This window comes from Clostridium sp. AM34-11AC (assembly GCF_003435375.1).
GTDB classification, from domain to species: Bacteria; Bacillota; Clostridia; order Lachnospirales; family Lachnospiraceae; genus Pilosibacter; species Pilosibacter fragilis.
In genome coordinates this window covers 15,145-34,260 of record NZ_QWGL01000007.1, presented here as the reverse complement: position 1 = coordinate 34,260, position 19,116 = coordinate 15,145, and the positions used below count along the sequence as shown (strand labels likewise).

Here is a 19,116-nt window from a genome sequence, read left to right as displayed (position 1 = left end):
CCGGTGCATATGAAGCACTGGAGCAGCTGCGGAATATCAGGGAAAGGAGCGGAACGATGGGATATGAGAAAGCGGTACTGATTCCCGAGGACGGGAAAAAGGAGATCAAGGTCCAGTTCAATCCGGCAGAGTACAACCTTTCCAGAAGTACAACCTACGCCGAAAAAAAGGTTCTGGGTCTGGATGACCCATTTACCCAGTATATCGCCGGGGAAGCTGAGACATTAAAGATTACGCTGATGTTTGATACATATATGCCTCCCGGAGAAAAAAACGCGGAGGAGAGTGGATCGGATGTGAGACTCCAGACAGAAAAAATCGCGAAGCTGATGGAACTGGATCCGAAAAAACACCGGCCGCCCAAAGTAACATTCCGCTATGGTTCCCTGATATTCAGCGGTGTGATCACGGAATTGAACCAGACATTTACGATGTTTCTGGCGAACGGAATGCCGGTCAGGGCAAAACTGGAAGTCACATTCCGCTCGATGGGAAAAGAAAATACCCATGTTCCGTTAGAATCCCCGGACAGGACGAAATGCCGGACGCTTTATGAAGGCCAGAGTCTGTGGGGGCTTGCTTACGAAGAATATGGCGATCCGGAAAAGTGGAAGGAGATCGCAAGGGAAAACCATATTACCAATCCGCTGCAGGTAAAACCGGGACAGGTGTTAAGACTGCCAGCCCTGTAAAACCGGACACAGGAGCAGAAAGATATCAGGGAAAGGAGGCGGCTTCATGGCTGATCTGATGACGGGAACCTATAGTACAGAAAACCTGCGGAGAGATAATGGCGGTTTTATGATACCGGATTTTTCCATTGAAGCAGATGGAAAACAGATCCGCCGGTCTTCAAAGAGCGGGACGCTTTTTATTGATTCCGTTCAACTGAAGCTCTCCGCCGATGCTTCCGGATCCCTGACATTTGATGTATTGAACGCCTATGATCTCGAAGCAAGAAAATTTTCGGATAAGGTAAAAGAAATGTTGAAACCGGGGAATGCGGTCAGCGCAAAGTTTGGGTATGCCGGAAATCTCGTGGAGATCTTCAGCGGATATATCCACAGCGTAAATTACGAGTACAATGACACTCCGACGATTTCTGTGACAGCGGTGGACATGATCCGGCTTATGCAGGACAACGAAGGCGGCGGACGGATCTATACCGGAAAATCTTATACGGAAATCTTTCAGGCGGTGATGAAACGCTACAGCTCCATCTGCCCTTCAAAAAACATAAAAGCAGATCCGCCGGCGGCAGTGGGGCAGACGCTGCAGATAGCGCAGAAAGGCAGCGATTACTCGTTCGTAAAGGATACGCTCTGCAGGTTAGAATGCCGGGAATTTTTCGTTCTGGCGGGAAAAGCGTATTTTATTGACGCATCCAGGAAAAAACAGTCCGTCGTGTCTCTGGAATGGGGACGGGATATCCTTTCTTTTTCCTGCGAGAGGAATTACATATATGAAACACTTCGGGTTCAGATGGTGGATCAGAACCGGCAGACGAAATCTCTGGAAAAGGAGATGACCTTTGAAGGACAACATCAGAAACGGGTGATTCCATCTCCCGGGATCAAGAATGTATCGATCGATTCAGAAGGAGATGCGGAGCGGGCGGTACTTCAGGTGAAAAAAGCGGTGGATGAAGAACGGCAGAAGGCAGTCCACTGCTCCGGAACCTGTATCGGAATCCCGCAGATCGTTCCGGGAAGAAGCCTGACGATCAGGAAACTGGATGCATGGATCGACGGGACGTACGAGATCCTGTCGGTGGAACACCGGATCGATGAGAATGGATATACAACACAGTTTGAACTTGGCGGCTGATTATGGGGAAGGAGATAGAGCATGGATCTGTTTAAAGAAATTCTTGATACAAAAACATCGTCCTCGTCCCCGCGATTCCGGATGCAGATGGCAGACCTTGCCACCGCGGTGGTGAAGGAAAACTGGGACAAAGAACATCCGGGCTGTGTCAAAGTGGAATATATTCTTGGTACGGACGGTGCAAAGACATCCGACTGGATCCGGGTTCTTCACGGATATGCCGGAAAAGGATTCGGCTCCTACGCTCTGCCGGAGATCGGCAGTGAGGTCCTTGTGGGATTTATTATGGGAGATATGGAAAATGCGGTAGTTCTCGGCTGCCTGCACAACAGCGAAAACCCACTCCCGGAAAAGACTGCGAATGAAAAGAATACAGTCAAAGAGATCAGGACGAAGGGCGGCTACGAGCTTACGATCTCGGAAGAAAAAGGGAAAGAAAAGCTCTCTGTGAAAACTCCCGGGGAGCAGATCCTGACGATTGATGATGAAAACCAGAAGATTGAAGTTCAGGATAAACAGGGAAAGGAAAAGATCTTAATTGATGGAAAAACGAATTCTGTCAGCATCACAGGGGATAAGAAGATCGAACTTGCAAGTAAAAGTGCGAAGCTTCTCCTTGACGGCGGTGCAAATAAGATCGAGCTCACCGCTTCGCAGATCATCATCAACGGAAAACAGATGGCAGAGCTCAAGGGACAGTCGTTAAAGCTGGAGGGCACTTCTGTAGAGTTAAAAGCGAAGGGAACGATGAAAGCGGAAGCATCGGGAATTGCCCAGCTCAAGGGAGCGATGGTAAAGATCAACTAAGGAGATGGAGGCGCAGGTATGGAAGAAAGAGAAAAGCGAGCGTTTTTGGGAACCGGCTTCCACTTTCCGTTGGAGATCGATGAGACCACGGGGCGGTTCCGGATGAGCAGTGAAGAGGAAAATATCAGAGAATCCATCAAGCTGATCCTGATGACAGGAAAAGGAGAGCGGGTCATGCGTCCGGAATTCGGCTGCGGTCTCAAACAGTATACCTATGAGACGATGGACTACGGAACGATGGTACAGATGGAGCGGGAGATCAGGACAGCGTTAGAACGCTGGGAACCGCGGATCGAGGATGTGGAAGCTTCTGTTTCGCCGGGGGAAGCACAGAACGCGCTGATGATCCGGATCGCGTTCCGGGTCAGGGCAACCAACAACCCGTATAATTATGTATTTCCTTTCTTTTTACAGGAAGGTTTTGAATAAATGACGAGAAGCAGGGAGGACGCTGTATGAAAATACCGGATATGAATGAAAAAAATACCAGGGCGTTTTTAGATAAAGTTAGAGAACGCGCGTCCTCCTACACCCCTGAGTGGCGTATGGATCTTGAAAATCCAGATGGCGGAACCGCGTTGGCATTATTGTTTGCGGGAATGTACGAGGATACGTTAAAGAAATATGCCAAGCTTCCGAGAAAAAGTATGCTGGATTTCTTTAACTGTGTGGGTACAGCTCTGGCCCCTGCGCGGCCGGCCGGAGGATACGCGGTATTTGGACTTGTGAATCAGGAGGCAGATGGAACAGAGATCCGGAGAGGGACCGGACTTCTTGCCAGACCGGAGGAAGATCAGGAAGAAATCATATTTGAGACGAGAAACGATGTATATGTGACCCCATCGAGAATCTGTGACATGGTTCAGGTCATTCCGGAAAAAGACGGGATATACAGGATACACAGGGAAGAGGATCAGAAAGTACCAGGAAATTTTCCACTTTTTGAGGAATACGGAGAAAACGTTCAGGAACATACGCTTTATCTGGCCCACAATCATGTTTTCTACGTGAAAAGATCCGGAAGTATCCGTCTGACATTCAGAAAAAGCCGGAACCGGGAACCGGATGCCGCTGTTCTGAGAGCACTTGCGGATCCGGAGTCGGCATCAGTGGAGTATTCAGCAGGGGAACGGTTTGAGCCGTTTGCAAAGGTGGAAGCAGAACCGGAGACGGGAGAACTGATCCTTCATAAGGGAGAAAATCAGCCGGCAACAGAAAAATGTGAGCTGGACGGAACATACGCTTTCTGGATCAGGATCCGCTGCAGGAATGTGTCCCTGCTGTCGGAGCTGGAATTTGCAGATATCCGGGTGACCTCCCAGACTGAACGCAGTGTCCCGGATGTGACTTTTGCAGGCGGGATCGAACAGAGGGGGGAATATCTTCCCTTTGGCGAACAGATGGGACTTTATGAGGAAGTTTATTTCTCGTCGGAGCAGGCACTGTCCCAGAAAAACGCTCAGATCACCTTGTCGTTCCGGATGAATTTCCTCCGGATACCGTCGGAGACATACGGACAGGATCGGAAGAGGGACTGGAAGCTTATCATGAAACGGACGGATTTTATTCCGGACCCGGAGTATGATATCGGGATCGACGAGGTGATCTGGGAGTATTATAACGGGAATGACTGGAGAAAACTTCCAGAGAGTGACAGATATTCCAAGGTGTTCCGGGCAGCTTCCGATCAACTGGAAAGAAAGACGGAGATCACATTCAACTGTCCGGGAGATCTGACACCGGTGCTTGTCGGGGGCAGTAGAAGGAAGGTATATACGGGCAAGAATTTTAAAAATGAATAATCTGTATCGGTGGAACGGACAGTATATCACTCCGGTTTTAAGAGATACAGGATTTGAATACCGATATCATGAGCCGTTTCCGATGCCGGAGCTGATAGAACGGTTGAATAATATGAGATCCGACAGGATCTACCCGGAAGATCTTTTCCGGGCTGGAAAAGATCTGAAACCGTTTGTCCCGATGGAGGAGGAACGTGAGACGTTATATATAGGCTTTGACCAGCCGCTGCGGCAGTGGCCGATCCGGATTTTTTTCAAACTCCGGTCAGGCAGTCAGAATGGAAATCTCCTGAGATACGAGTATTATAACGGAAAAACCTGGAAAACACTGAACATGATCGACGGAACAGAAGGTTTTGGCCGGATCGGAATCGTTACATTGCTCGGAAATTCCGACTTTATGCCGGGAATCCTGTGGGAAAAAGAGAGGTTCTGGATCAGGATCAGGAAGACTGGAGATGATCGGAATACAGAAGCTTCGCAGCGCACGATGATCCAGGAGATATGGATGAATGCCACGGAGATCACGGCGGAGGAGACCATGGATCAGGAGGTCTTTTCCGTAGAAGCAAACGAAAAAAATGCTGTGTTCCGTCTGGCAGCTGGAAATATTACAAAAGCCGAAGTATGGGTGCAGGAACACCGGGAATATTCCGAGGAGCAGCTTGCGAAGCTTCGGCAGGCTTATGAAATCCGAACAGAAAAGACGGAGGACGGAACCGTGAGACATGTCTGGATCCGCTGGGAAGAACGGGAAAATTTCGCGTCCTCGACTGAGACAGATTGCCATTATATGCTCGAAAAAAATGAGGGAATCTTACAGTTTTCTGATGGGATCCATGGAAGGATCCCGGATGACTGCGGTGAAGCTTCCATCCGGGTCAGATACCGGTGCGGAGGTGGAAAACGCGGAAATGTGCCGGCGGGAGCAGTAAACAGGTTCCGGGAGACCACCGGTTTTGTCAATCAGGTCATAAATCCAATGGACATGTCCGGAGGTGTGGATCGGGAAAATGTGGAGACAGCGATCCAGAGGCAGGGGTGGGCATTCCGCCACAGAGGACGTGCGGTGACTGCCGGAGATTATGAAGCATTGGCGATGGAAAGCAGCGGCAGCATCCTGAAAGCGAAATGTTTTCCGGGACAGGGACGCGTGAATCTTGTCCTGCTGCTGCGGGAGCATAACCGGGAATTGGAAAATTTTGATCTGGTAAAACGGGAATGCCTTCAATATATGGAGGACAAGATTCCGGCGTCCCTTCGGGAAAACAGGAAATTCCAGATTCTGGAACCGCAGTTTATCCATATGGCGGTGAAGGCCGAGGTCCGCGTGAGGGATATGAACCAGATTTTAGAGACGAGACAGAGGATTTTAAAAGCACTTCATCTGTTTCTGAATCCCATGGAGGGGAATTTTCAGGGAAATGGATGGGAGATCGGAGTGGTCCCGAACCAGATCCAGATTTTAAATGAACTTCGGGGAGTTCAGGGCGTGGAGATTGTAACGTCGCTGAGTCTGATCCCGCAGACGGAACAGAATGGAAGACTTGTGGAGCTTGATGCGGAAGAGCTCGAAAAATTCCCGTATGCCGTGGCTGTAGAGGGAGAGCATCAGATCGATATAACAACGGGAGGTGGAGCAGATTGATTCCTACGATTCGGCTGGATGAGGAAAATTTTCAGGAAATCTTTGAGACGGCGAGAAAACGGATTCCGCTCCTGTACCCGGAATGGACAAATTTCAATGAAAATGATTCTGGAATTGCGCTTTTGGAATTGTTCTCATGGCTGAAGGAAGTTCAGGAATTCCATCTGAATCAGGTCGGACTGGAACATGAATCCGTATATTTAAAATTACTGGGCATCGAAAGAAAAGAAATCTGTCCGGCAAGGACAGTGGTAACCTGTTGTTCCGTGAAAGAGGAGACGGAGCTGCCGGAAGGTTTCCAGTTCCACGCAGGAGAGATCCCGTTCTGTTCCGTGGAAAGGACAAGGCTTTTTTCCGGAAAGCTTTGGAGGGTGCGTACAGGAAATACAGGAAGGCAGGGATATGTCTCGGAACGGGAGTGGGATGGATCCGATACGGGATGGAAACTTCCGGTTTTTACGGAAATACCGGAATACGGCGGTTTTCTGGAAATGGAGTTTTCCGGAAAGATGACAGGGGGACAGACCTTTGGATTCTTCTTCCGCCTTTCGGAAGAACGGAGCGCAAAAAGAAATCCGGTTTCAGAAGAGTTTGAGCCGCTGGCGGGGATCCGCGCGGAGTGCAAAGATACCGGTTCAGACAGCTGGAAGATATGTGAACTTGTGCGGGATGATACACACGCATTCCTGTACAGCGGAATCATAAAGATCCGGATCCCGGGTGAGATGGGAGAATCCGGCGCGGACAGGATCCGGTTTGTGTTTTCGGAAGGAGAATACGATGTAGTACCGGTACTCTCAGAGATCCTCTTAAATCCTGTGGAGCTCTGCCAGATGGAGCAGATCGGGGAGAGGATTCTGGGGGAGGGGACAGGATTCCCAAATCAGAGATTCCCGCTGGAGAGCGCCGGGACAATTCCGGCCTCAGTGGAACTGGAAGCAGAAGCTCCTGAGCATCCGGGAATATTTGAACCCTGGAGACGTGTCCGTGATTTTTCCGGATCAAAGCCGGAAGACAGACATTTTGTGGTCGACGGAGAGAGTGGAGATATCTGCTTTGGAGATGGAATCCACGGATTGCCGCCGGAAGGAATCATCCGTCTGATACGGCTTGGCAGGACAGAGGGAGTCGGCGGAAATGTAAAAAAAGGTCAGATCCATCCGGGGAGATCAGAGGAAGAAAAGATCCATCTGTTTGAGGCGTGGAATTTTGAGGATGTAACAGGCGGAGCTGACAGGGAGTCCACGAAAAGCTGTTTTGAGAGATTTGAGGCAGAACTCGCGAAAAAGTATTCTGCGGTCACGAAAGCGGATTATGAGGAGCTTATAAAGCGCGCGCCGGGACTTCTCATCGAACGGGTAAAGGTCGTGAGAGCAGACTGGGAACATAACCGGATCGTGGCGGCGGTAAAGTCCTGGTCAGAGAAAAAATGCCCGCAGCTGAGTGCCGGATACCGGAAGAACATCACGAAATTTATGGATAAGAAAAGGATTCTGGGAACGGATCTTCAGATCGCCGAACCGGAATATATCCAGATCCGTGTCTATGCGGATCTGGAACTTGTCGCGTGGTACAGGGATACCGAGCAGGTGTTAAAAGGAAAGATCCGCCGGTATTTTGAAGAATTTTGTTCGGACTTTGGGAGTCCGGTGTTATACAGCGGACTTTACGGATTTCTCGATGGACTGCAGGGAATCCGAAGAATCCGGTCGCTTACAATCGATGCGGCCGGACAGGGGATTCTCAGGAATATGAACGGGGATGTTTTTCTTCCTTCCGCGGGACTCGCGGTACTGGAACAGATCCAGCTCAGCGTATCCTACACAGGATAAAAAGGAAAGATGGGAGTACCAGATGGCAGAAGACAGGAAATACTTTATCTTTAATAAACCGATGGACTACCGGAGAGGAACGGTGGATAGAATGAATGCCGCGGACGGGATCCTGAGGCTGACCGGGGCGGAACCGGGCTGGTTTTTCTCAAGAGTTCTGGACAGCAGGGAAGAGGAGATGACCTGGCACCGTCTGAGAACTGTATGCGCGGAGAGAGACGGCGGATGGAACATGACTCTTTACAGCAGTGACAGCCGGTTTCTTGTATGGGGAGACAACAGTGCGCCGTTGGACGAGGTTCTGGCGGATCCGGAACTCTCTCTGGAAGAGAAAAAACAGCGGATGAGTTCCTGCTTCGCGAAAGAGATCCGGGGAGAAGCGGATGTGCCGCTGTTTGACGTAAGAGGCAGATATCTTTGGTTTCTTCTTGAAGCGGGGGGCGCGGCGGGAGATTTTGACGGGATCACAGAGATCCGGATCGATTTTCCGAAACAGAACTGGGTCTCCTGGCTGCCGGAGGTCTATCAGGGAAGTGGAAAGAACCGGGATTTTCTGGAGCGGTATCTCGGTGTATTCCAGAGCTTCTATGAAGAGCTGACGGAGAAGATCGGACGAAGCCCGGACCTCTTTGATCCGGACTGCGCGCAGGCGGACTTCCTTTCCTGGATGGCAGGCTGGCTGTCCATCGAGGACATTCCGGCCTGGAATGAAGAACAGTTGAGATATCTTTTAAAAAATGCCCTGCGGCTCTACCGGATCCGGGGAACTGTAGAATATCTGAAGGAAATGCTGACCTTATACAGGGACTGTGAGGTGTATGTGGTGGAACATTACCAGATGCAGGAGAGCGATCCGGAAAAGATCCGCAGATGGAAGAAGCTGTATGGTGACAGCCCTTATACAGTGACAGTCCTGATCCATACGGGGCAGAATGGAGGACAGAAGGAATACAGGACCTTCATGCAGATTGTGAGACATGCGGTTCCGGCACATATAGACTGCAGAATCGTTCTGCTGACTCCCTACATCTTTCTGGATCAGCACACGTATCTTGGCGTCAACAGCCGGCTTGGTGAATATCGTCCGATGCAGTTAGACGGATTGTCTGCCATGCATTTTTCACGGATCGGACAGTTGTAAGAGAAAGGAATACAGCCAATGAAGAACATGAAGTATTTTCCCTTTGAAAGAAATAAATATTTTTACGGCAAGCTTCTGACTGTGGATGACTTTGAAACAGAACAGAGATATATGAATGATAAAAGACGAGTACTGAACCGGTTTTTATATGGAACCGGAGTGGTATGTGGACTGAATGTAGTCCCGATCGATGACATGACAATTTCTGTGGAACCCGGACTTGCTCTGGATTTTTCCGGCCGGGAGATCGTTGTGGATACACCGGCAGTAAAAAAATTGTCCATGATCGATGGATTTGATTCTTTTATCAGGAGCGGTGACGAAAAGAAATATCTGTACCTCTGCATGGACTATAAGGAGACGGAGAGGGAACCGGTCCACAATGTGACCGGGGAGAGCGGGGTGGAGTATAACCGTTATCAGGAAGGCTACGAGCTTACAGTGACGGAGCGGGAGCCGTCCCAGACGGTGCTTTCCGATGCGGTATTTTATGAACATACATCGGTGATCTATATGGGGAAAGGCGTGAAGATCACCCAGACATGTCCGTCCTATGTGTCCTGCGGAGATACATTTGAACTTAAGATCCTGGTGGAAAATATGGGTCAGGGCCAGTCGATCCGCTTTTCCTACGATCTTGGACTCACATGTCTGGAATATGCCGGGGAAAACCATCTGACCGTCATGTTTGACGAGGAAAAGCATCAGAAGGAAGACAGATACGAGATCATTTACCGTGTGAAGGCGAGTTCTACAAAGAATGCGGAAGGAATCCTGGAACTCGCAAAGGGCAGTTTCCACCTTGCTTTCGGCGGAAGAGAGATGGAAGCGGCAGCCGCCGGAAAGCAGGCGGTGAAGCTGATCAGCGGAAAAGTCTCCGATGAAGTCAGAAAGAACTATTACCGGAGCGCGATGGAAGATATTCTTCGGAATAACTATCAGCAGAGCATTTATCTGGCAAAGATCTATGTGATCCGGGCAGGAGAGTCGTATCTCATTGACGCAGTGGAGCCGATGCCATTTGGACAGTTTGTATACAATAATGTGCTGGCGGATGTGATGGGAAAGATAGGAAGAACAGAAGATGCCCTGATGGTAAAAGATCAGGCAGATTTTGGCAGCTCCCATGGAAAACAGATAGAAAAAAGTAAGAGCGAGGAGCCGGCAGTGACTACCGGTCATGTGATCTTTGATCTTGGGCTCGGCGGAAACACGGGACAGAGATTTTTTTCCGGGGATATTTCCCATGAGCTGGGGCTCGGAAATGTGACGATCATCCTTGGCTCCTGTACTGGTGTGCGGGATGAGGACAGCGTGATCTACGGTTCCCCGGAGATTTTCGCGGATGAAGTACCGTTCCGCGCAGAGTTAGCTGCGAAGGCGGACGCAAAGACAGGAACCTTCCGGATCGGGCTGCGGCTTGTGGAGCCGACTATGAACCGGTATGTCAGGGTCAACTGGACAGCAATCCGGGATGCGAAGGAAAAGGTCCATGATGTGGAAGAGACGGCGCTTTTGATCCGCCCGGACATTCTGTATCTGAAGACCAGAGAGACATTCTTTCTGGAGCCGGAATTCAGAGGAATCGCCCCGACACCGGTGACATGGAGCATCAGAGAAGAAAATGGTGGAACCATCGAGCCAAACGGAAAATATACGGCTCCGAATGTGCCGGGAATCTTTGAAGTGAGTGCAGCCAGTACCAGATATGAAAACCTCCGGGCTTCCATCTATGTGGTGGTGCGCGATGGAGAGTAAAACGAAACTTTAAGAAATAGGTGAAAAGGAGGAGCCATGCGGATACAGACATTGAACAGCGACTATGAGATTCTCCGGATGGCAGAATCCGGGGAACGGCTGGATGTCATGATAGCAAGAGATGAAAAGCACCCGGAAAAGGGAAAATGCATGCTTGTGGTCCTGAAACAGGATGCGGACATCCACAAATTCCTGCCATTTCTCGCTGCGCAGCAGGAAAATGCTCCATACGATGATTTTCTGGGATATTTTCCGAGGGAGGGCAGGCTGTACATCGTATTTCGCTCTTATGATTATATGACACTTTCCGAACGGCTCTCATCGGATACAGGTTTTGAAGAACGGGTCATGATCGCCGGTAATATTCTGAGAAGGATCGTAATCCTGAATCTTCCAACGTATCTTCAGTATGAAGTGCTGGGGGAAGGAAATATTCTGGCAGGAAAGAATGGGGATATCCGTTTTTCCTACGGATTTCATGAACTGGACCGGTTTGACAGTATTACAGACCGGGATGTCATAGAACGTCTGACCGGAGTTTTAAAGAAAATCTTTCCGGAGGAGCTGGAAAAACATTCCTGCCCGCCGTTAGAGCAGTTTTTTGAGAGAATAGAAAAGGTAAAATTTCCGGGAATTGCTGCTATATTGAGAGAATATGACATTACCGCCCGGGCGGCGCTGACGCTTCAGGAGGCGGGAAAGATCAGACCGAAAAGCTTTGGTTTCCGGTTGTGGGAGAAGATAAAGAAACTTGTCCGCGGTTTAAAATACCTTCTTCTGGCACTTGTGATCGGAGCGCTCGTGGGATATCTGGTCTATACGATCCGCTATCCGTCAAAGAAGGCGGAAGAGGCAATGAATTATAAAGCAATCGGCACACTGACAATTGGGGAGACCGCAGGACAGGATGCCGGGGGACAGACGGGAGAGTAAAACATATGCGTTTTATAAATGATTTTGACTGGAAAAAGACGATGCAGTACGGGTGGCGCAGGATCCTTCGGGCACTCGTGCGCCCGTTTGCCGCTCTCCGCCTGAAGTTCCGCAGGCTGTCAAATCCGAACACGCTGGTAAATACAGTGGTCACTGATGTGCAGGCGGAGGTAAAAAAGGCGGTTTCAAAGAAGCCGGAGTCTTTAGAGGAATATCTTCCGGTCGGCAGATACTACGCGGCCAAGAAACTTTTGCTGGCGATCCTGATCGCGGTGATCCTGCTTCCGATCCTGTATTTTAAATTTGTCCATCCGGTAGTCACAGCCCGTTTTCTATGGAAAACGATCCCGGTAAACACAGCGGAACAGTATGGATATACAGGAAAAGTGAAACTGACGGATCCTGAGACCGGAGTGATCCTATACAGAGGACCGTTAGCAGACGGAAGAATTACGGGAACAGGCACCTTGTATGATTATGCCGGGAACATCCTTTATAAAGGGCAGTTCGAAAATGAGATGTATGAGGGGAGAGGGACGCTGTTTTACGGGAATGGAAACGTAAAATACACGGGAGAATTTTCACAGAATCAGTATCAGGGAAAGGGATCCCTTTATTTCGAAGATGAGACATTGGAATATGAAGGCGGATTTGCGGCTGGAAAGTACAGCGGAAGTGGAAGCCTTTACGATAAAGACGGCACATTGATCTATGAAGGAAGCTTTGAGGCAGGACGATACAGCGGAGAGGGAACTCTTTATGGGGAGAAGGGAATGATCCTCTACGAGGGAAGCTTTGTAAAAGGACTCTATGAAGGTCAGGGAACCCTGTACCGCAACGGAAAAAAGGTCTATGTGGGTGCATTTGCGGGAGGGATCCCACAGGGCGAAGGAAAAGCGTATGGAAATTCCGGCCGGGCAGACAGTTGGGGTACCTATGCGGACGGTGAGTTCGTCGCGGGCCAGACGGTTCTCTACGATGAAAATGGAAAGATCCAATATCGCGGAGAGGTTTCAAACGGTCAGTATGAAGGAAAAGGCAGCCTGTACGCAGACGGAGAGCTGATCTATGAAGGTGATTTTCACGAGAGCCTGTATGAGGGAAGTGGTACGCTCTACGAAGGAACGGAAGTCTTATATAAAGGAAATTTTCTCGGAGGTGTTTACGAGGGAAAAGGAGAACTGTATCAGGACGGAGTGCTTCTCTATGGGGGAGAATTCCACGATGGTTTGTACGAGGGAAACGGAAGCCTGTATGAACAGGGACACATGATCTATGACGGTGAGTGGAAAGCCGGAAAATATGACGGAGAGGGAAAAATCTATCAGGATGAAAAGCTTCTCTATGAGGGAACCTTTGCGGAAGGAATGAAAGAGGGAGAGGGAATTCTCTATGATCCGGAAACGGAAAGTGTGGTCTACGAAGGAAGCTTTCTGAAGGACCTCTATGACGGCGATGGCCGTCTTTATGATCCGGTGACGCAGAACCTGATCTATGAGGGAACATTCCTCAGAGGAAAACGCGAGGGAAGCGGAAAGGAATACGATCCTGAGACGAAAGCACTGGTCTATGAGGGTGGATTTCGTGAAGATGTCCATGATGGGGACGGAACGGAATACGATAAAAATGGCGCAAAGACGTATGAGGGACGTTTCCAGTTAGGTTCCTATTCGGGATCTGGAGTGCTGTATGACGCGGCTACGGGTAAGGTGCTGGCGGAAGGAGAATTCCGGAACGGAGTGCTCTTAACGCCAAAAGCAGAATTGGATGCCGCGAAGAACCCGACAGGGCCGGAGACAGCGGCGAAAGAACCGGAAACAGAGACAGCAGCAGTGGAAAGTGAAAGCGCCCCGGAGACGGCGGCGGAAGCAGGAAATACCGCAAAGGAAAATGAAACGGCGGCAGAGAGCACAGCTGCACAGATACCTGGAAGGGCAAAGAGAACGGGCATCGGTCCGGGCTATGAGGATTAAATAACAGCAGTTTCACAGACAGAGAGGAGCGGACGCAATGGGAAGATCCACATCGATCGCGGATGTCGGAATGTCGATCGTAAAACTTTTAAGGAGAGAGCTCGTTCCGGATACGCTGCAGAATCCGGACGCGGTGGGCCTTTGCAGTCCGACGGACCGGGGGGATTACATGGTGGGAATCCACCTGTATGATATCCGGGAGAGCGAGGAGCTGCGGGTCAACACGATGATCGCAAGAGGAACGGAAGAACTTCAGTATCCTCCAAGTTATGTAAACCTTTATTACATGATCACGGTGACTTCCACCGGTGATATCAAGTTCCGGTCCGGTGAGGAACATAAGATCCTCGGAAGGATCATCCAGATCCTCGCGGATCATCCGTGTCTGGACAGAGAGACTCTGGAGCCAAAAACAGTGAGAAAACAACTGGATGTGGAGATCAGTATGCAGAATCTGACGCTGGAAGACAAGATGAGGATCTACAGCGTACCAAATGCCGGTTATAAGCTGTCCCTGTTTTACAGGGCTGCTCCGGTGGAGATCGAATCTACGAGAAGCCGGAGAGCAGCGAGAGTTATGGATGTGGATTTCGGACTGGAGGAGAAGCAATGAATGGACGAGGAGAACATGTACGGCACAGGGTCTCTCTGGTACTGGAACTATGGGATGATTTCACGGATCGTCCGATATCAGATCCTTCTGTCATGATCACGGCCTCCGGGCTGATCAGACCACTCCGGAAGGAAGAGGGGTTTTATGTGTTTGTAAACTGTCCGATGCCGGTGCATGTGGAGATCCGCTCAGAACGGTATGAGACGGAGGAATTTGACGCGGGAATGCAGGATGGAAAGGCTGTGATCCTGAAAAAAAGACTGCGGCCGGGAAAAAACTATCCGCTTCCGGCCGGGACGACCTGTGTGACCGGCTGTGCAGAACCGGGAACTGTGATCGAGGTGGCGGCGGAGGAGAGCAGCGGCCTGTGGCGGCTTTTTTCCGACTACCATTCAGAAAAGCTTCCTGAAAGTATGGAGCTTTTTAACCCGTACGAAAAACAACTGGAGGGACGCAGATTCTTTATATTGGACAAGGATGAAAAAAACGGTGAGTTTTTTGAAGTAAAACAGCAGGAAAGCCGTAGTGGAAAGATCGTGCTGGAACACGCACTGAAGCATTCTTACAAAAAAGCCGGAACGAAGATTTATGAGTGCAGCATGGCCCGGACAGACAGGGACGGGAACTTCACGATTCCGTTAAAGATCAGATCAAGGGATGAAAAAAAGATTTTATGCAGGATCCGTGAAGGAGAGAAGGTCCGGTCGGTGCAGATCTTCACAGGGCAGCAGAATAAGTGGAATCCGGCAGAATAGAGAAAGACCAGGAAAGGGGGAGACCGGATGGAGCGCGAGACAGATCAATATATGAACGCGGATGAATATGTACAGGAGCTGTTGATAAATGTCCGCAGCCTTGCCGGTGAGTACCTGAATTGGAAAAAACAATCTGTGTTTGCCGGGGAGGGAAGAATACGGGATACGGAAGTGTCCCGGGAAGGCATTCTGGAGCTTTCACAGATCCTTCGAAGAGGAAAACATAGTTTTGAGGAGATGCACCGCAAAGCAGAACAGTCAGTCAGGAGACGGACGGTCATCCCTCTGGAATATCTGTTTCATATCAAAAAAGCCGGAAAATATCTGAAACACTGTGTCAGTCTGGCGCTGGCCGCGGAACTGGATCGAAACTCAGGAGAACTTTTTCAGGAGATTCCGGAGAATTACAAAAAGATATATCCAACTTTGGAACTTGGACTCTGTCTTTATACGGCAGACAGCAGGGCGAGAATCGAATGTATGCGGAACATGCTTGAGGAAAAAGAAACCTTCGATTTCTTTTTCGGTACAGGAAATTCCCGGGAGAGCAGAACAGAGATGAGACTGGATCCGAGAATCCTTCAATTTCTCTTATCACCGGAAACAGAGCCTGAAAAACTGGAAGGATTCTGCCGGCTCTATGACGGAAGTGATCTGGAGGAACAGCCGATGGTGATCCGGGAAGACCAGATGGAACGGACGGCTGCTCTTTTGGGAACGGTGCCTGAAGAAAAGAAGATCCTGTATCTCTTTGGACACCCGGGTTCCGGGAGACGTTTTATGATCCGTCATGCATGCAGAAAGCTTGGGAGATTCTGTCTGGAGGCAGATATCGGAAAACTTGATGGAAACGACCCCGGAAAGCTTTTAGATGAGATGATAAGGGAAACGCAGATCCGCAGGGCGGTACTCTGCATACGAAATTTTCAGCTCCTGTTTCAGAATGGAAAAATGTATCAGGCTCTTTGGGTTGTCGAAAAGGTCCTTATGCATCTTCCCCAGGTGATCCTGCTGGCAGATCAGACATGGCCTTACAGCCGGGAAGAATTCCCGGCGCCGGTCACGGAACTGGAGATTTCGCCTCCGGATATTGGGGAGCGGATCACTCTGTGGGAGGAGGCGCTGAGACAGCACCCGGAGGCAATGCCGGAAACATTTCAAACAGAACATGCACGGCTCGAGATCCTTGCCGGAAAATTCACATCCCACCCGGGCCAGATCATGTCTGCCGCCGCTGAGACGTCACGGTCGGTACAGTGGACAGGAAAACGGGCAGAGGAGGAGGATCTGTACCGCGCATGCAGGCATCAGGTAAGCCACCGGCTCGGGGAACGGGCCATGCAGATCGAACCTGCATATGGCTGGGATGACCTGATCCTTCCGCCGGACAGAAAGCAGATGTTAAGAAATGCCTGCGATCAGATCGAATACAGCCATCAGGTATACGGAAAGTGGGGATTTGCCTCAAAAATGGTCTACGGAAAAGGCGTATCCATGCTGTTCTACGGGCCGCCGGGGACAGGAAAGACAATGGGAGCGCAGGTTCTGGCGCGGGAACTCCATCTGGAGCTTTATAAGGCAGATCTCTCCAGTGTCATGTCAAAGTACATCGGTGAGACAGAAAAAAACCTTGGGGAGATCTTTGAAGAGGTGAAAAAGAGCCAGAGCATTCTGTTTTTTGATGAAGCAGACGCATTGTTTGGAAAAAGGTCAGAGGTAAAGGATGCCCAGGATAAATACGCGAACGCCGAGACTGCCTATCTTCTTCAGAAGATGGAAGAATATGAGGGGATCGTGATCCTTGCGACAAACTATATTCAGAATTTTGACGAGGCGTTTAAGAGGAGGATCCGCTTTATGATCGAATTTCCGCTTCCGGATGCAAAAAGGCGTCTGAAAATCTGGAGTCAGGTGTATCCGAGGCAGACTCCGGTCAGTGAGGACGTGGATTTCGAATTTCTGGCAGGACAGTTTGAACTTTCGGGAAGCAGCATCAAGAACATTGCTGTCTCAGCTGCATTCCGGGCCGCGGCAGCAGGAACAGAAGTTGAGATGGAGCAGATCCTGAACTGTCTGAAAGAAGAGATGAAAAAGTCAGGAAAAAACCTTCAGCGGGAAGATTTTGGACCATATTACAGCCTGATGAACCGAGAGGAGGATACGAGCCATGCCATTATTTAAAAAGAAGAAAAAAGAAGATCCTGTCCGCACAGCGAAAAAAGCAGAGTTTTCCGGAAAGGCAAAGGAAGCTTTGCAGGAAAAGGATACAGCACCTTCCCAGATAGAACAGGAGACCACACAGCCGGTAAAGAAAAATCAGACAGACTGGTACACGGATATGAAGGAGCGCAGTGAACGGGCCCGTGAATACTCGAACCGGTTTGCGTTTACAGAGGAATCGCTTTCTTCTGTCTACAGTATAAAAAAGCTGGATAAGATCCGACAGGCATCAAATGTGAAATTTTATGAAATGTCCCTTTTAGAGGAAGGAACGGTTAACTGTCATGAACGGATGATGGAAGATACCGGAAATGAGGAAAAAAAGGCGGAGGCGCAGGAGTATTATGAGTCGGCGATGTCCAGAATCGACACGGCAAAACGACTGTACAGCGAACTGCTGACCTCGGTCGAAAAGAGAAAAGAGGAGATCGAAAAAGATCCGAAGCTTGCGAAGAAGAACAGTCTGATTGATCGTTTCCGGACAATGAGAAAAGATAAGCCAATGCTACAGCTGATCCGGCGGGTCCGCTTATTTGAGGACAATCCGGGCTATCAGGAAAAAGCAGATGGATTCTTTGGAAAGATGAAGGAGGAGCTGACAAGTCTGAGCGAGTCCCTGCTCAGCGATGAGGATAAAGAATCGCTGAAAACAGGAATGGAGGCGAAAGAGCAGGCCGGAGAGATCAGGGAAAATGTGGAGGAGGTAGCGAAGGCAATCTCAGATGCCAAGGATGAGTCAGAACCTATGGAGGGAGTTTTCGGCATGATGAAGGACGCGGCGATGCTGGTGAAAGATGCGATCTTCTTCATCAAGGACTTAAATAAGAGCAGCAGCGAAAACATCCTTGACAAGTTCGTTGGAATCGTGACAAAAGGCGCTTCCATTCTGGCCAGCGCGGCGGGAAAGATTGCGGAACTACTCTCGACTTTCCCGTTTATCGGGGCGATCATCGGTTTGATTAAAAATGGAATCACATTTTTCAGCGAGGGCTACAAATTTGTCATGAGCCAGCGGAGAATCTCAAAACTCAGGAAACAGAAAAAACTCCTGAAGGAGCGGATGTTAAAACGAAAGAAAAAGTATGCGAACGATCCGGAGCTGAAGGGGCTGTACAGCTTTGTCGGAGAAGATAAAAGCGGAGCGGTGAAGCTTGATGCAAAGAAACTGGGAAAAAGAGAGAAACGCGGTCTGATCGGAGGAGGCAGTGACGCCAGAGATACGATGAGGCAGGCGGCAGATTCAAAAAAAGACGGCGGAAAGCATCTTTATTACATGGCAAAAGAAGCAGAGTCGGTGGAACAGTACGATGAGCTGAAGGAAGTGATCTATAAGAACAAAAACAAGAAAAAAGATGCGACGATCGCGCTGGCCCAGCAGGGTGTGGATGTAGCGGCTAATATCGCAAAATTCTTCCCGGGAATCGGTGATATCGTTTCTGCGTCGATCAAGCTTGGAAACAGCATTGTCAGTGGCGGAAAGTTTGTGGGAAGCAAGGCCTTTGAGTATGGGAAAAGCGTCTTCGGACATGCCAGATCAAAGGAGAACAAGAAGGTATTCCGGAATAAATACGCGGAACATATTTACGACAATATAGCGGAAGTCTCCGATTATCTGGATGGGGAAGGAAAGATCGACCTCAATAAAGCCGATCCGGGCAGCATCCGGAAAGCGGCGGAGAGCTATGATTACGCAGAAAATATGCTGGTAGGAATGGGAGCTGACATGCCGGCACTGATCGGGGCTCCGAGCAAGGAAAAACTGATTGAAGCGATGGCAGAGGCCTTCGGAGCCGGAGAGTAAAGAGGA

Annotated in this window: 15 protein-coding genes; all 15 read left to right on the top strand. The window is 49.7% G+C overall.

Annotated features, from left to right (window positions below):
* Window positions 1–56: 56 nt before the first annotated feature.
* Genes DW826_RS06470 through DW826_RS06400 form a run of 15 tightly spaced genes read left to right on the top strand, consistent with a single transcriptional unit; the run spans window position 57 to window position 19,110 of the window.
* The gene (locus DW826_RS06470) at window positions 57–692 is read left to right on the top strand and encodes a hypothetical protein (RefSeq protein WP_015552450.1); all 636 of its coding nucleotides are present in this window, start codon (window positions 57–59) and stop codon (window positions 690–692) included.
* 46 nt (window positions 693–738) lie between these two features.
* Window positions 739–1,827: a phage late control D family protein gene (locus DW826_RS06465; protein ID WP_015552451.1), complete on the top strand. Its 1,089-nt coding sequence runs from the start codon at window positions 739–741 to the stop codon at window positions 1,825–1,827.
* A gap of 21 nt (window positions 1,828–1,848) precedes the next feature.
* Complete coding sequence (locus DW826_RS06460) at window positions 1,849–2,634, top strand: phage baseplate assembly protein V (RefSeq protein WP_117552343.1); 786 nt, start codon at window positions 1,849–1,851, stop codon at window positions 2,632–2,634.
* Window positions 2,635–2,652: 18 nt separating this feature from the next.
* Window positions 2,653–3,063, top strand: coding sequence for a GPW/gp25 family protein (locus DW826_RS06455; RefSeq protein ID WP_117552342.1), 411 nt, complete (start codon window positions 2,653–2,655; stop codon window positions 3,061–3,063).
* 26 nt (window positions 3,064–3,089) lie between these two features.
* Window positions 3,090–4,436: a hypothetical protein gene (locus DW826_RS06450; RefSeq protein WP_117552341.1), complete on the top strand. Its 1,347-nt coding sequence runs from the start codon at window positions 3,090–3,092 to the stop codon at window positions 4,434–4,436.
* Window positions 4,429–6,084 carry a baseplate J/gp47 family protein gene (locus DW826_RS06445; RefSeq protein ID WP_117552340.1) on the top strand — a complete coding sequence of 552 codons (1,656 nt, stop codon included), beginning with the start codon at window positions 4,429–4,431 and terminating at the stop codon, window positions 6,082–6,084. Before DW826_RS06450 ends, DW826_RS06445 begins: the two co-directional genes overlap by 8 nt.
* Complete coding sequence (locus tag DW826_RS06440; protein ID WP_117552339.1) at window positions 6,081–7,916, top strand: baseplate J/gp47 family protein; 1,836 nt, start codon at window positions 6,081–6,083, stop codon at window positions 7,914–7,916. The genes DW826_RS06445 and DW826_RS06440 overlap by 4 nt, the downstream gene beginning before the upstream one ends.
* Window positions 7,917–7,938: 22 nt before the next feature.
* Window positions 7,939–9,057 carry a phage tail protein gene (locus DW826_RS06435; RefSeq protein ID WP_181968006.1) on the top strand — a complete coding sequence of 373 codons (1,119 nt, stop codon included), beginning with the start codon at window positions 7,939–7,941 and terminating at the stop codon, window positions 9,055–9,057.
* Between the two features lie 18 nt (window positions 9,058–9,075).
* Window positions 9,076–10,815 carry a hypothetical protein gene (locus tag DW826_RS06430; protein WP_117552337.1) on the top strand — a complete coding sequence of 580 codons (1,740 nt, stop codon included), beginning with the start codon at window positions 9,076–9,078 and terminating at the stop codon, window positions 10,813–10,815.
* Window positions 10,816–10,851: 36 nt separating this feature from the next.
* Window positions 10,852–11,748 carry a hypothetical protein gene (locus tag DW826_RS06425; protein ID WP_117552336.1) on the top strand — a complete coding sequence of 299 codons (897 nt, stop codon included), beginning with the start codon at window positions 10,852–10,854 and terminating at the stop codon, window positions 11,746–11,748.
* 5 nt (window positions 11,749–11,753) lie between these two features.
* A complete protein-coding gene (locus DW826_RS06420; RefSeq protein ID WP_117552335.1) occupies window positions 11,754–13,721 on the top strand; it encodes a hypothetical protein in 1,968 nt (655 codons plus the stop codon).
* Between the two features lie 37 nt (window positions 13,722–13,758).
* Window positions 13,759–14,334: a DUF4255 domain-containing protein gene (locus DW826_RS06415; RefSeq protein WP_015552459.1), complete on the top strand. Its 576-nt coding sequence runs from the start codon at window positions 13,759–13,761 to the stop codon at window positions 14,332–14,334.
* A complete protein-coding gene (locus tag DW826_RS06410; protein WP_147327129.1) occupies window positions 14,331–15,089 on the top strand; it encodes a hypothetical protein in 759 nt (252 codons plus the stop codon). The genes DW826_RS06415 and DW826_RS06410 overlap by 4 nt, the downstream gene beginning before the upstream one ends.
* Window positions 15,090–15,116: 27 nt before the next feature.
* A complete protein-coding gene (locus DW826_RS18595) occupies window positions 15,117–17,270 on the top strand; it encodes an AAA family ATPase (protein ID WP_117552333.1) in 2,154 nt (717 codons plus the stop codon).
* Complete coding sequence (locus DW826_RS06400; RefSeq protein ID WP_117552332.1) at window positions 17,257–19,110, top strand: hypothetical protein; 1,854 nt, start codon at window positions 17,257–17,259, stop codon at window positions 19,108–19,110. The genes DW826_RS18595 and DW826_RS06400 overlap by 14 nt, the downstream gene beginning before the upstream one ends.
* Window positions 19,111–19,116 lie beyond the last annotated feature (6 nt).